Raw genomic sequence first — 11,684 nt, 5'->3', positions numbered from 1 at the left:
CCGTAATCCTTTTTTCTTTATCCTTTTTGTAACACATCATTGACAAACCTACATTATTCCCTTGTTTTTCGAAACATGGTATGTTATACTGATTATGCTAACATTTGGGAGTGAACGAACATGAAATTGATTCAGAAACTGGTCAAATCGTTTTGGTTTGGCAATTATGATGCCGATACTTTTCTTGATCTTCACAAAGAAATCACTGACACCAACCTGTTTTTAATGAAACGTGTCAGTATGGCATTTGTTTTTATCACTGCGCTGCCGTTTATTTTTGCCCTTCTTATCGAATCCCTATCCGGCGCACTTGTTTTGTATGCGTCTCTTGTGATTGTCTCTCTGCTGGCGCAAATCGTTTGCCGCCTGTATTTGCCGAAGCATCCCCGCATGGTTATCACTATCTATCAGTTATTTTATTTTTCACTGATGTCTCTGGCGATCATTCTCGGCATCACCTTCCAGCCCGACACGCCCTCGGTGGTCATCTGCGTGCTGTTGGCGATCATGCCCATATTCATGCTCGATAAACCGGGAAAAATCGCTTTGATTTCCCTGCTGCCCGTAACCGTATTTTGCGTTGCCTCCTTAGAAACCAAATCCCACGATATCGCGGTTCTCGAGTGTGTCAACTGCCTGACTTTCTATGTGGTCGGATTTTTTGCCGGGCGGCATTATACGAACACCAAAATCGAAGAAATCATCACCCGCAACCGGCTTGAACATCTCTCCGAAACCGACGCATTAACCGATCTTTATACACGCGGTGCCATTGAAAAACGAATCTATAATCATCTCAATCAACGCCACATACTCTCGGCAATGATGTATTTTGACATCGATAATTTCAAACAGATTAACGACACCTTCGGGCACCAGTACGGTGACAAAATTTTAACCGATGTAGCCTCAGCCCTCAAAGGGGTTTTCCGTTCCACCGACTATATTTCACGACTCGGCGGCGACGAATTCATCGTATTTCTGCCCAGTGTTCCGAGCAAAGAGTGGATGGAATTTAAGGCCGGACAGGTGGTTGAACTGCTCAACCGAACTTATACCCACGACGGAAAAACCCGTACGATCTCAGCAAGTTTGGGTCTTGCATTTTCCGAAAACGGCCAAGGCACTTATGACGACTTATATAAAAATGCGGACCGCGCCATGTACGAGGCCAAACACGCGGGTAAAAACCAATTCTTCATCTACGACAGCGCTCTTATGAATTGATTGCTTTTTCCAATACCGCACGCAGCTTTTCCTTGGAGGCCGCACCTTCATGCAGTTTCCGGTTCCCCATCCAAAGACACGGCACATAATAATAATCATATTGATCGGCGAGCGCGGAATTTTCGCGCTCCTCGATTTTTTTAATTGAAATTTTCGCAAACTCCGGATTTTCTTCAGACAATTCCTTCAACATACGATCGGCAGAATAACAAAACGGACATCCGGCAAGATAAAAATAAGTCAATTCTTTCATAAAAGCCCTCTGAAATTTTCAATGACATGGAATGTCGTCATATTGGCGTTGTGGAAATTGTCCGCGCCGTGCAGCGCCGTGCGCGACACGAGCAAAATATCGTCGCCATCGATGATGAAAGTCGGGTATTGGAATCCCACGTCCTTCGGGTCTTCGTCCCGGTGGTCGATCAGGATTTTCAACACGCGCCAATGAATCAAATCGGGCGAGGCCTCCAGCGCAAGCACATTGCGCTGTCCCGGGGTTTGGGGATTTACGCAGATGTTGCCCGCCGCGATGTATTGTTTGCTCTTTTCATCATAAACGACGTGGCTTCGGCTGTTGGAACCGCTCGGCATCTCGACAAACCGCTCGACTGTCAGCGGTTTTTCGGGATTGTCGGGATCGCCGCGCAACAGCACGCCGACACCGTATTCCGGCTGACAGCCGACCAATCCGATGCGGATCACACAGACGATCCCGCCGTCTTTTGCGACCACGGGGCTGGCCTCAAGCATCCCTTTCGGATTGCTGCGCTTCGGCGCGCCTTTTTTCACCCAATCGGCATCGTATTGATCCTGCGAAAAATCGGAACAGACCCAGTTTTTCGGGTCGAGCAAATCGCTGTCTGCGGGTGCGCTCATCAGGCAGTTCGTGAATCCGCCGCGTTCTTCCCAGCTGCCGAAATCCGCCGCGATCCAGATGCGGCCTTGATGAATGATCACCGGCGACGGGCAAAACTGCCAGCCGTTGTGAATCGACATGCCGCTGCCCCGAAACAGATGCGTCGGCGCGCCCCAGGTTTCGCCCTCATCGTCCGACGCGCCGATCACGACGTCGCCGTTTTCGGTGGCGCAGCCCATCAGAAACAGCCGCCCGTTGTGCATAAACAGCTTGCCCCAGAAGCAGGGGAAAATATCGGTCAAATAGCGCCAGGTCTTGCCCCGGTCATCCGAGCGGAAAATCAACTCGAGGTTTTGGCAGCCGTGACCCTCAAACAGATCCATCGACGCCAATAATGCGCCCGACGGTAATTTTACAATCGACGGGCTGCACAGAAAACGCCCGGAAAAGGCATACTGCGTGTCCTCGGGGTGCAGATAATTCACGGTGACGCCGTTTGCGGGTGCGCCGCCGGTCATAACCAAACGCACATTGCCGCAGGTTCCGTCTTCGCGCGAAATCGTGACCTCATATTCGTGTTCATATAAAAGCCCCTCGATACGCAGCACGGAGGTTGCCGCGGGCTGTTCTTTCCACGTCTCGGTTCCGCGTTCCCGCCATTTTAAAATGTGGCTGCCGTTGTCGCCTTTATCGAACCACTCCAACTCCAAAGCGTCCTTTTCGGGCGCCAGCCGTACGATATACGGCAGCAGCGCTTTGGCCATTTCATCCGGCCGTGTATAAGGTTTAAATCCCCAAAATAAATCCGCTCTCATGTGAATATCCTTTCAGCAATGATTTTGCATTCATGGTATCACACTCAAACGGACAATTCAAGCGGCGGCGGGCAGTGCCCGCTCACAAACGCGTCTCAGAATCTGCAAACCGGTCACCTGATAGCGCGCGCTTCCTCACTCGGTGTTGTTTTATATTAAGATATAAGCTTTGTATGTAACAGATCGGATTACCTGCCTTATTTCGCCTTGGTTTCACAATACACACAGCGGTAAATGCCCTTTTCACGGTCGGTCAGCTTGAACACATGCGGCAGTTCCTGTTCCGTCGAGGTGATGCAGCGCGGATTTTTGCAGGCAATCACGCCGCTGACACGGTCCGGCAGCTCCAAATGCACCTGTTTGACCTTTTTGCCGTCGGCGATATAGGTGACGGTGATGCCCGGGTCGAGATACCCCAGCACATCAAGATTTAAATCGATCGGCTGACAGATTTTTAAAATATCCTTTTTGCCCATCTTTTGGCTATCGGCATTTAAAATAATCGCCACCGTGCAGTCGAGCCGGCCCAGATTCAGCACATTGTAAATTTCCATGGCCCGACCGGCCTTGATGTGGTCAAGTACAATGCCGTCGGTGATCGGATTGACAATCATAATGATGCTCCTTTACAGAAACTGTAGGGGCGAACTGCGTTCGCCCGCGTAAGATCACCCCGTCGTTAACGTGTCACTCATAACGGGCGAACACAGTTCGCCCCTACACTGCCACGGGTCTGTCACTTTACGTTTTACACTTTACACTTTACGCTTTTTAAAGTCCCAATAACCTCAGAATCAGCGCCATTCGCACATATTTCCCGTTCAGCACCTGTTTGAAGTAGCGGGCGCGCGGGTCGTCGTCGACCTCAACCGAAATCTCGTTGACCCTGGGAAGCGGATGGAGAATACATAAATCTTCCTGCGCACGCTCGAGTTTTTCGCAGGTCAAAATGTAGCTGTCTTTGAGCCGCACATAGTCGGCCTCGTTGAAAAATCGCTCACGCTGCACCCGTGTCATATATAGCACATCCAGCGTCCCGATTACGCTCTCCAAATCGGCGGTTTCAAGGTATTCGATATGGTTCTTCTCAAGTACTTCCTGCCGCAGATATTCGGGAATGGTCAGTTCCGGCGGCGAAATCAAGACGAATCTGACGTTTTCATAGCGCGACATCGCGCCGATCAGCGAATGCACGGTGCGCCCGAATTTCAAATCGCCGCAGAGCCCGACGGTCAAGCCGCCGAGCCGCCCTTTTTCACGCCGGATCGTCAGCAGGTCGGTCAGCGTTTGGGTCGGGTGGTTGTGTCCGCCGTCCCCGGCGTTGATCACCGGCACACCGGCCTTCAGTGAGGCGACGAGCGGCGCACCCTCTTTGGGATGGCGCATCGCGATGATGTCGGCGTAGCAGCCGACCGTGCGCACCGTATCGGCCACGCTCTCGCCCTTGGAGGCCGAGGAGCTGTTCGCCTCGGAAAATCCCAGCACATTGCCGCCCAATTCATACATCGCCGCCTCGAAACTCAGCCGCGTGCGGGTCGATGGCTCGAAAAACAGCGTCGCCAGTTTTTTGCCGTGGCAGCGTTCCGAATAGGCCGCCGGATGGGCGATAATATCGTCCGCCGTGTCGAGCAAATTCTCGATTTCAGCGGTGCTGAGGTCTAAAATATCAATCAAACTGTTCATTTGATCACCTTTATCCAATTCTCATCGGCGGGATTATCGCGAAAAGCCAGCAGGCGGTTCACGTCCCCGGGAATGATATAGCCCTCCTGTGCAGCTACCTGCGCGATTGTGTCAAAATCGAGCAGGCTGACGTTTTTCAATCCCGCCGCCGCCAGTTTTTCCGTGCCTTTTTTCATGCCGTAGGTGAAGATGCTTGCGATGCCGAGCACTTCCGCACCCGCTTCCCGCAGCGATTCCGCCGTCTCGATTGCGCTGCCTGCGGTTGAGATCAAATCCTCGACGACGACCACTTTCTGCCCCGGTTCCAGCCGCCCTTCGATCTTATTGTTGCGCCCGTGGGTCTTGGCCTCGCCGCGTACATAGCCCATCGGCAGCCCGGTCAGATGGCCGATGATGGCCGCGTGGGCGATTCCGGCGGTGCTGGTGCCGAAGAGCGCCTGCACATCCGAATAGTTTTCTTTGATCATTCCGGCCAGTGCGGATTCGACGATATTCCGCACTTCGGGCGCGGTCAGAATCAGCCGATTGTCACAGTAGACCGGACTCTTGATGCCGCTGGCCCAGATAAACGGCTCTTCGGGCCGGAAAAACACCGCACCGATCGACAGCAGCCCGCGTGCGATCTCCTCTTTGATGACATTCATGATTTTATACCTCTAAAAAGTCGTGTTTACAGCGCCGCCAAGCCGCCGCAGGATCCCCCGCTTGCGTGATTGAGCGCCCGACGACGATGAAATCCGAACCCGCCGCCCGTGCGCCCGCCGGATCCATGACGCGCACCTGATCGCCCACCGACTCCTCGGCGAAACGGATGCCCGGCGTCACGGTCAAAAAGCCGTTTCCGCAGGCCGCATGTACGCCGGCTGCTTCCAGCGGAGAGCAGACCACGCCGTCCAGACCCGAATCCTTGCAGTGCTTCGAATAGCCGATGACGACCTCGGGCAGAGGCCGTTCGATATAGAGTTCTTCCCGCATGCTCTCCTGACTGGTCGAGGTCAGCATGGTCACGCCGATGATCAGCGGACGCGGCCCCGAAAAACCTTCCAGCCCATCGAGCGCAGCCTCCATCATGGCACGGCCGCCGCCTGCATGCAAGTTAATCATATCCGCGCCGAGTTCCGACAGCACCCGCATGGTCTTTTTGACCGTAGTAGGAATATCGTGCAGCTTCAAATCGAGGAAAATCCGGTGTCCGCGCGCCTTTAAAGCCCGCACAATGGCCGGACCCTCGGCGTAAAACAGCTCCATGCCGATCTTGACATAGGGCCGCTCGTTGCCGAAGCGGTTTAAAAACGAAATGGTCTGCGCCGTGCTGCTGAAATCGCATGCGATGATGATGTCCCTGTTCATAAGTTTATACCTCCTATGATATCTGTGAGCCGTTCAATCCGGTATTTGGCCATGACCGACGGCAGGTCTGCGATAATTTTCGGGCAGATCAAGGGATCGACCAGATTCGCCGAGCCGATCTGCACTGCGGCTGCCCCCGCGAGCATCATCTCGATCACGTCTTCGGCGCTTGAGATTCCGCCCATGCCGATGATCGGGATTTTGACGGCTTTGTACACCTGGTAGACCATCCGCACCGCCACCGGAAACACACCCGGCCCCGAATAGCCGCCGGTGACGTTGGCCAAAACCGGTTTTCTGCGGTTCAGGTCAATCCGCATCCCGAGCAGCGTGTTGATTAACGACACGCCGTCAGCGCCCTCGGCTTCGACCGCTTTTGCGATCTCCGTGATGTCGGTGACATTGGGTGTTAGTTTGATAAATACCGGCTTTTTCGTGACCGCCTTGACCGCCTTGGTGACCTGCGCCGCCGCTTTCGGGTCGGTGCCGAAACTCATCCCGCCGCCGTGGACGTTCGGGCAGCTGATGTTGACTTCTAAAATCCCTACCTGCTCTACTTCGTCCAGCGCCTTGCAGCAGCAGACATATTCGTCGATGGAAAACCCGCTGACATTGGCGATCACGGGTTTTTTATATATTTCAAACAGTTTCGGCAGTTCCTCAGAGATCACTTTTTCGACACCGGGATTTTGCAGTCCGACCGCGTTTAACATGCCCGCCGGACACTCGGCGATACGCGGCCCGGGGTTGCCGAAGCGCGGCTCTTGAGTCGTTCCCTTGAAAGCGATCGACCCGAGGACGTTCAAATCATATAACGGCGCATATTCAGCGCCGAACCCGAACACCCCGCTGGCCGGAATGACCGGATTATCGAGCCGCAGCCCCGCCAGATTTACGCTGATGTCTACCATAGCAAGTCCTCTTTCAGTAACACCGGACCGTCCTTGCAGATGCGCTTCGAGCCGCTTTTGGTCTCGCAGCTGCACCCCATGCACGCGCCGAATCCGCAGGCCATACGCGCCTCAAAGCTCAGCTGCCCGTCGACCGGACAGGCCTTAAAAACCGCTTTCAGCATCGGTTCCGGTCCGCACGCGCAGTAATCGGTGTAGTCCAACCCTTTCACCGCGTCGGTGACAAAGCCCTTTTTCCCCATTGTGCCGTCGACCGTCGTGACCCGTACCGGAACGCCTAATGCCTCAAATTCTTTGACCAGCATCGCGTCTTCGGCATTGTTGAAACCCAACACCGCAATCGGTTTTTTGCCCTGTGCGATTAACGCTTTAGCCAGCCCGTAAAGCGGCGGCGTTCCGACACCCCCGCCGATCAAGAGCGGTTTTTGCCCGCAGCGATTAATGTCAAATCCGTTTCCGAGCGGCAGTAATGCCGAGAGTTCGTCGCCCGACGCCATTCTGCTCAATGCTTCGGTGCCTTTTCCGATCACTTTATAGATGATATCGACGCTCTCTTCGTCCCAATCGCAGATTGAGATCGGTCTGCGTAAGTATAGCCCGTCGATTCGGATGTTCAAAAATTGCCCCGGCGCGGTGAAGCCGTGTTCCGGGCAAATCAACTTCATTCGAAAGACGTCGCGCGCAATCGGGTAATTCCCCGCGACCACACAAATCCGGTCATTCATCCGAAATCACGCTCCTTCCACACGATCTCGCCGCCGACCGCCGTCATGCGCACTTTTCCGTACACTTCGCGACCTGCAAACGGCGTGCTTTTGCCCATGCTTGCAAATTCGGCAGGGTTGATGATGGTTTTGCAATTCGGGTCGATCACCGTCAAATCCGCCGGTGCGCCGACTTCCAAATTCGAACCCAGTCCGAATAATTTAAACGCGTTATCGTGCAATAAAGCCATCAGTTTTTCAAAAGTCAGGATGCCCTTTTTGACCAATTCGGTGTAGAGCAGCGGCAGCGCGGTCTCAAGCCCGACAATGCCCATCAAACTGCCCCGCAGCCCCTGTGTCTTTTCGTGTGCGGCGTGCGGTGCGTGGTCGGTGGCAATCACATCAATCGTACCGTCCAAAAGCCCCTCGATCAACGCCGCGCGGTCGGATTTTTCGCGCAGCGGCGGATTCATCTTGAACGCGCCGTCGTCTTTTAAATCGTCTTGCGTTAAAATCAAATAGTGCGGCGCGGTCTCGCAGGTCACCGGAAGCCCCTCGGCTTTGGCTTTGCGGATCAGTGCGACGCTCTCTTTGCACGAGACGTGGCAGATATGATAACGTGCACCGGTCTCTCTTACCAGTGCTAAATCGCGTTCGATTGGTCTCCACTCGCTCTCGGAGCTGATACCCGCAATTCCGTGTTTTTTCGCATAGGCCCCGTCGTGAATCGCGCCGTTTTTCACAAGGGCGTTATCTTCGCAGTGGGCGCAGACCAGCGCATTGATCCGTTTGGCCTCGGTCAGCACTTGCCGCATCATGTCTTCGTTCTGCACGCCCTTGCCGTCGTCGGAGAAGGCGAACACCCACGGCTGCATCCCCGCCATCTGTGACTGCACCCGCCCGGCTTGTCCGAGCGTCAGCGTGCCGTAAGGCAGCACATGAATTTTGGCGTCACTGCGAATCGGGGCAAGCACTTCGGCCAGATGCGAAACGGTGTCGGGGCACGGCGAGAGGTTCGGCATCGCGCAGACGGTGGTATATCCGCCCTTCGCGGCTGCCGTCGTGCCGGTTTTCATGGTCTCTTTATACAAAAAACCCGGCTCTCTCAGATGCACATGAACATCTGTGAGACCGGGTAATACAAACGCTGATTCAGTTGAAAAAACGGTTTTCCCTTCGGGCGAAACGGGTTGCGGGGAAATGGTTGAAATGCGGCCGTCGGAAACCGCAAGATTCATCGGTTTCAGCGATCCGTTCGTAAACACGCTACCGCCGGAGAGGATAAAGTCCATTTTGCACCTCCGTTGATCTTTACATGAAAAAATCTCGCCCGTGCGGACAAGATTTTGTGAAAAGACGCCGCATGCAGATCGCATGCAGAGGTCGGCAGTATGACATCTTCTCGGCATCTCTGTACCGCACTTAAAGATTTTACGGTTTTGATTTTACCACACCGACCCGTCTCTGTCAAGCGGCGGCCATGTAAAATTTTCAGGGATTTTGTCAAAACGTTATTTCTCTTACGGTTAACGATGAGGATAGGAACGGAAACAAGGGCGTCGTTCGGGGCGGCATGGAAACCGCCCCCTACATTCGGGGCGGCATGGAAACCGCCCCCTACGTTCGGGGCGGCATGGAAACCGCCCCCTACGTTCGGGTCGGCGTGGAAACCGCCCCCTACGTTCGGGGCGGCATGGAAACCGCCCCCTACTCTCCATTATAATATTTGTCTTCGGCCCATTTTCCGGGATTTTCGTCTATATATTGCAAATGATTTTGATAATCTGTTTCATCTCGGATAATGTGGTCATGGAAGGAGCGTTGCCACATTTCCTGCGTTTTTGTTTTATATAGTTCATTCCATTTCTTCGTTGTAAAAGATTTGAATCGACCGATTACATCCTGTAGGGGCGGGTTTCCATGCCCGCCCGCCATCGGGTTTCCATGCCCGCCCGTCACCGGGTTTCCATGCCCGCCCGTCAAAAAGACAATCATATGAATGTGGTTTGGCATGATTACATATTCATCAATACGGACGTTATGATAATTTGTGTTAATATATTCAATGGTTCTTACACTTTCTTTTCCGATTTCGGATAATTCGATATCCGGGGCGGCGTGGAAACCGCCCCCTACAAGGATCCTTCCCAATAATCCGTGGCGATCTTTTGTACAAATTGTTACGAAATAAGCATTGTTCTGAGAATAATCATAATCCTTTAATCTGTTTGGTTTTCTATTTGGTAAGTCATTCATTAAATATTCACTTCCTCGGGAACCGCCTATTCGGGGCGGCGTGGAAACCGCCCCCTACGATGTCAAGGCGGGATTTGCGTATCCCGCCTGTGAGATCGGTATGCTCGAAGGGGTTTCATCCGGTTAAGCAAACCCGCGAGTATAAACATCAGTATCTATTGCAGATAATGCTATAATCTCATTAATCAGCTCTTTAAGTTTTTCGTTCGTGACAGCACTATAATCTGTCTCATATATTTTCCGGTTATAATATAACGCCACATGCCAAGTATCCAGTGCGTTCTTTACAGGGTAATCGTTTCCGTTTGCTTCAATCTCTTTAGCCAAAACTAAAAGATTTTCCACCTCTTGATCTGTCAGCTTTTTTTCATCGGATCTATCGATGAACCATAGATACATTTTTGATTTTATACTTTCGGGTTTGTAACTGCGCATTTCCCCTTCTGAACAATATAAGGTGTTGTCATTATATAAAATGAAATAATAACTTCCGCTACTTCCTCCAGAAGGATGTATTGTGATTTTGAAAATATAAGGCTTCTCGTAGCACAGATAAAATAAAGCGCTTCCCAGAATAAGAAGAATCGCTAATATAAGAGCAATGATGATATTCCTTTTCTTCTTTGTCATTTTCCCTCTTGAAAACATAAAATCCCCGCTTTTGAAGCGGGGATTTTTTCCCTAATAACATTCGAGCTATGACCGCGGGGTAGGTTTGATCCACACGCACAAGCTTTCACTCGCGGCATGTCCGCGGGCACTGCCCGCTAGTCGCTCATGTAGGGCAGCAGCGCCAGATGGCGTGCGCGCTTGACGGCTTGGGTCAGGGCGCGCTGGTGAACGGCACAGGTGCCGGTCACGCGGCGGGGCAGGATCTTGGAGCGATCCGAGAGAAATCTTCTCAACTTTGCAATGTCTTTATAGTCGATGATACCGCCCGCTCTGTCCACGCAGAACTGGCAGACCTTCTTGTGCTGTTTCCGGTTCTTATAGGGTGAAGAAGATCTTTCTGACCTTTCCATATAATTACCTCCTTGTTATTTTTTTAGAATGGAAGATCGTCGTCGGTGCCGACTTCCTCGAAATCGCTGTCAGAGCCGTTCGAGAAGGTCTGGGGTGCGCCGAAATTCCCGGACGCCTCGGGGGCGTTTCCGGACGGAGCGCCCGATTCGCGTTTGCTTCCGCAGAATGAGGCGTTATCCACGACGACCTCAACCGCCTTGCGGTTGTTACCGTTTTTATCGGTATAAGTGCGGGTCTGCAGTGAGCCGGTGACGGCGATCATGCTTCCTTTGTCAAAGTAGTTCGTGATAAAATCAGCGGTCTGACGCCAAGCCACACAGTCGATCCAGTTGGTCTGGCGATCCTGACCCTGTTTGGAATATGCCTTATCGATTGCAATCGTAAAGCTGGTGACCGAGATGTCGCTCGAGGTCTTGCGCAATTCAGGTTTATCGGCGAGCCGTCCCATCAAAACAACGGTATTCAGCATGATACTACCAATCCTTTCTCACTGATTCCGAGATGAAAAATCCCGGTTTGATTTTGAAATTAAACGTCCTTTCTGACAACAAGCCAACGCAGGACGCTCTCTGTGATCTTGCTGACACGCTCAAGCTCGGCGACAAAATCCATTTTGTCGGTCGAGAATGTATACAGCACGTAATACCCTTCGGACTTGTAATTGATTTTGTAAGCAAGGCGACGCTTGCCCCACTCGTCAATCGCAGTCATTTCGCCGTTGTCGGTGATCAAGGTCTTAAACTTGTCCACCATCGCCGCGACTGCTTCTTCGCCGATCTCAGGGTCGATCACGAGTACATACTCATAATTAGCCACTGTTTTGCACCTCCTTATGGTCTCTTGGCCCCGGAGAACGAGA

15 protein-coding genes are annotated in these 11,684 nt (G+C 52.5%); 1 reads left to right on the top strand and 14 read right to left on the bottom strand.

The annotated features are described in order from the left end of the window. The first annotated feature begins 120 nt into the window (after positions 1 to 120). Positions 121 to 1,227, top strand: coding sequence for a GGDEF domain-containing protein (locus PK629_12425; protein HOP12284.1), 1,107 nt, complete (start codon positions 121 to 123; stop codon positions 1,225 to 1,227). Here PK629_12425 and PK629_12420 read toward each other — a convergent pair. The 14 genes from PK629_12420 to rpsF all read right to left on the bottom strand — a co-directional run bounded on the left by PK629_12420 (position 1,217) and on the right by rpsF (position 11,641). Continuing rightward, positions 1,217 to 1,480: a thioredoxin family protein gene (locus PK629_12420; GenBank protein ID HOP12283.1), complete on the bottom strand. Its 264-nt coding sequence runs from the start codon at positions 1,478 to 1,480 to the stop codon at positions 1,217 to 1,219. The genes PK629_12425 and PK629_12420 overlap by 11 nt on opposite strands. Then, the gene (locus tag PK629_12415) at positions 1,477 to 2,898 is read right to left on the bottom strand and encodes a sialidase family protein (GenBank protein HOP12282.1); all 1,422 of its coding nucleotides are present in this window, start codon (positions 2,896 to 2,898) and stop codon (positions 1,477 to 1,479) included. The genes PK629_12420 and PK629_12415 overlap by 4 nt, the downstream gene beginning before the upstream one ends. 197 nt (positions 2,899 to 3,095) lie before the next feature. After that, positions 3,096 to 3,512: an aspartate carbamoyltransferase regulatory subunit gene (locus PK629_12410; GenBank protein HOP12281.1), complete on the bottom strand. Its 417-nt coding sequence runs from the start codon at positions 3,510 to 3,512 to the stop codon at positions 3,096 to 3,098. Positions 3,513 to 3,669: 157 nt separating this feature from the next. Continuing rightward, a complete protein-coding gene (gene pyrB, locus PK629_12405) occupies positions 3,670 to 4,581 on the bottom strand; it encodes an aspartate carbamoyltransferase (GenBank protein ID HOP12280.1) in 912 nt (303 codons plus the stop codon). Beyond that, positions 4,578 to 5,225 carry an orotate phosphoribosyltransferase gene (gene pyrE, locus PK629_12400; GenBank protein ID HOP12279.1) on the bottom strand — a complete coding sequence of 216 codons (648 nt, stop codon included), beginning with the start codon at positions 5,223 to 5,225 and terminating at the stop codon, positions 4,578 to 4,580. Before pyrE ends, pyrB begins: the two co-directional genes overlap by 4 nt. A 4-nt stretch (positions 5,226 to 5,229) precedes the next feature. Beyond that, on the bottom strand, positions 5,230 to 5,931 hold the full coding sequence (gene pyrF / locus PK629_12395; protein ID HOP12278.1) for an orotidine-5'-phosphate decarboxylase: 702 nt from the start codon (positions 5,929 to 5,931) through the stop codon (positions 5,230 to 5,232). Beyond that, complete coding sequence (locus PK629_12390; protein HOP12277.1) at positions 5,928 to 6,842, bottom strand: dihydroorotate dehydrogenase; 915 nt, start codon at positions 6,840 to 6,842, stop codon at positions 5,928 to 5,930. The genes pyrF and PK629_12390 overlap by 4 nt, the downstream gene beginning before the upstream one ends. Next, positions 6,836 to 7,567 carry a dihydroorotate dehydrogenase electron transfer subunit gene (locus PK629_12385; protein ID HOP12276.1) on the bottom strand — a complete coding sequence of 244 codons (732 nt, stop codon included), beginning with the start codon at positions 7,565 to 7,567 and terminating at the stop codon, positions 6,836 to 6,838. The genes PK629_12390 and PK629_12385 overlap by 7 nt, the downstream gene beginning before the upstream one ends. Further along, positions 7,564 to 8,838 (bottom strand): dihydroorotase, encoded by a 1,275-nt coding sequence (locus PK629_12380; protein ID HOP12275.1) that lies wholly within the window; start codon positions 8,836 to 8,838, stop codon positions 7,564 to 7,566. The genes PK629_12385 and PK629_12380 overlap by 4 nt, the downstream gene beginning before the upstream one ends. 415 nt (positions 8,839 to 9,253) lie before the next feature. Next, a complete protein-coding gene (locus PK629_12375) occupies positions 9,254 to 9,802 on the bottom strand; it encodes a hypothetical protein (protein ID HOP12274.1) in 549 nt (182 codons plus the stop codon). A 123-nt stretch (positions 9,803 to 9,925) separates the two neighbouring features. Next, the gene (locus tag PK629_12370) at positions 9,926 to 10,432 is read right to left on the bottom strand and encodes a hypothetical protein (GenBank protein HOP12273.1); all 507 of its coding nucleotides are present in this window, start codon (positions 10,430 to 10,432) and stop codon (positions 9,926 to 9,928) included. Between the two features lie 137 nt (positions 10,433 to 10,569). Then, positions 10,570 to 10,824 carry a 30S ribosomal protein S18 gene (gene rpsR / locus PK629_12365; protein HOP12272.1) on the bottom strand — a complete coding sequence of 85 codons (255 nt, stop codon included), beginning with the start codon at positions 10,822 to 10,824 and terminating at the stop codon, positions 10,570 to 10,572. A 23-nt stretch (positions 10,825 to 10,847) separates the two neighbouring features. Further along, positions 10,848 to 11,294 (bottom strand): single-stranded DNA-binding protein, encoded by a 447-nt coding sequence (ssb, locus tag PK629_12360; protein ID HOP12271.1) that lies wholly within the window; start codon positions 11,292 to 11,294, stop codon positions 10,848 to 10,850. Between the two features lie 59 nt (positions 11,295 to 11,353). Next, positions 11,354 to 11,641 carry a 30S ribosomal protein S6 gene (gene rpsF, locus PK629_12355; protein ID HOP12270.1) on the bottom strand — a complete coding sequence of 96 codons (288 nt, stop codon included), beginning with the start codon at positions 11,639 to 11,641 and terminating at the stop codon, positions 11,354 to 11,356. Positions 11,642 to 11,684: the final 43 nt, after the last annotated feature.

The organism is Oscillospiraceae bacterium (assembly GCA_035380125.1).
In the GTDB taxonomy this organism is placed as follows: Bacteria; Bacillota; Clostridia; order Oscillospirales; family JAKOTC01; genus DAOPZJ01.
The sequence above is the reverse complement of the archived record's forward strand: the minus strand, read 5'-3'. Positions and strand labels throughout refer to the sequence as shown.

Excerpts from the sequence above, each read along its gene's own strand:
- PK629_12425 (HOP12284.1), top strand. The coding sequence starts at position 121 with ATGAAATTGATTCAGAAACTGGTCAAATCGTTTTGGTTTGGCAATTAT.
- PK629_12420 (HOP12283.1), bottom strand. The coding sequence starts at position 1,480 with ATGAAAGAATTGACTTATTTTTATCTTGCCGGATGTCCGTTTTGTTAT.
- PK629_12415 (HOP12282.1), bottom strand. The coding sequence starts at position 2,898 with ATGAGAGCGGATTTATTTTGGGGATTTAAACCTTATACACGGCCGGAT.
- PK629_12410 (HOP12281.1), bottom strand. The coding sequence starts at position 3,512 with ATGATTGTCAATCCGATCACCGACGGCATTGTACTTGACCACATCAAG.
- pyrB (HOP12280.1), bottom strand. The coding sequence starts at position 4,581 with ATGAACAGTTTGATTGATATTTTAGACCTCAGCACCGCTGAAATCGAG.
- pyrE (HOP12279.1), bottom strand. The coding sequence starts at position 5,225 with ATGAATGTCATCAAAGAGGAGATCGCACGCGGGCTGCTGTCGATCGGT.
- pyrF (HOP12278.1), bottom strand. The coding sequence starts at position 5,931 with ATGAACAGGGACATCATCATCGCATGCGATTTCAGCAGCACGGCGCAG.
- PK629_12390 (HOP12277.1), bottom strand. The coding sequence starts at position 6,842 with ATGGTAGACATCAGCGTAAATCTGGCGGGGCTGCGGCTCGATAATCCG.
- PK629_12385 (HOP12276.1), bottom strand. The coding sequence starts at position 7,567 with ATGAATGACCGGATTTGTGTGGTCGCGGGGAATTACCCGATTGCGCGC.
- PK629_12380 (HOP12275.1), bottom strand. The coding sequence starts at position 8,838 with ATGGACTTTATCCTCTCCGGCGGTAGCGTGTTTACGAACGGATCGCTG.
- PK629_12375 (HOP12274.1), bottom strand. The coding sequence starts at position 9,802 with ATGAATGACTTACCAAATAGAAAACCAAACAGATTAAAGGATTATGAT.
- PK629_12370 (HOP12273.1), bottom strand. The coding sequence starts at position 10,432 with ATGACAAAGAAGAAAAGGAATATCATCATTGCTCTTATATTAGCGATT.
- rpsR (HOP12272.1), bottom strand. The coding sequence starts at position 10,824 with ATGGAAAGGTCAGAAAGATCTTCTTCACCCTATAAGAACCGGAAACAG.
- ssb (HOP12271.1), bottom strand. The coding sequence starts at position 11,294 with ATGCTGAATACCGTTGTTTTGATGGGACGGCTCGCCGATAAACCTGAA.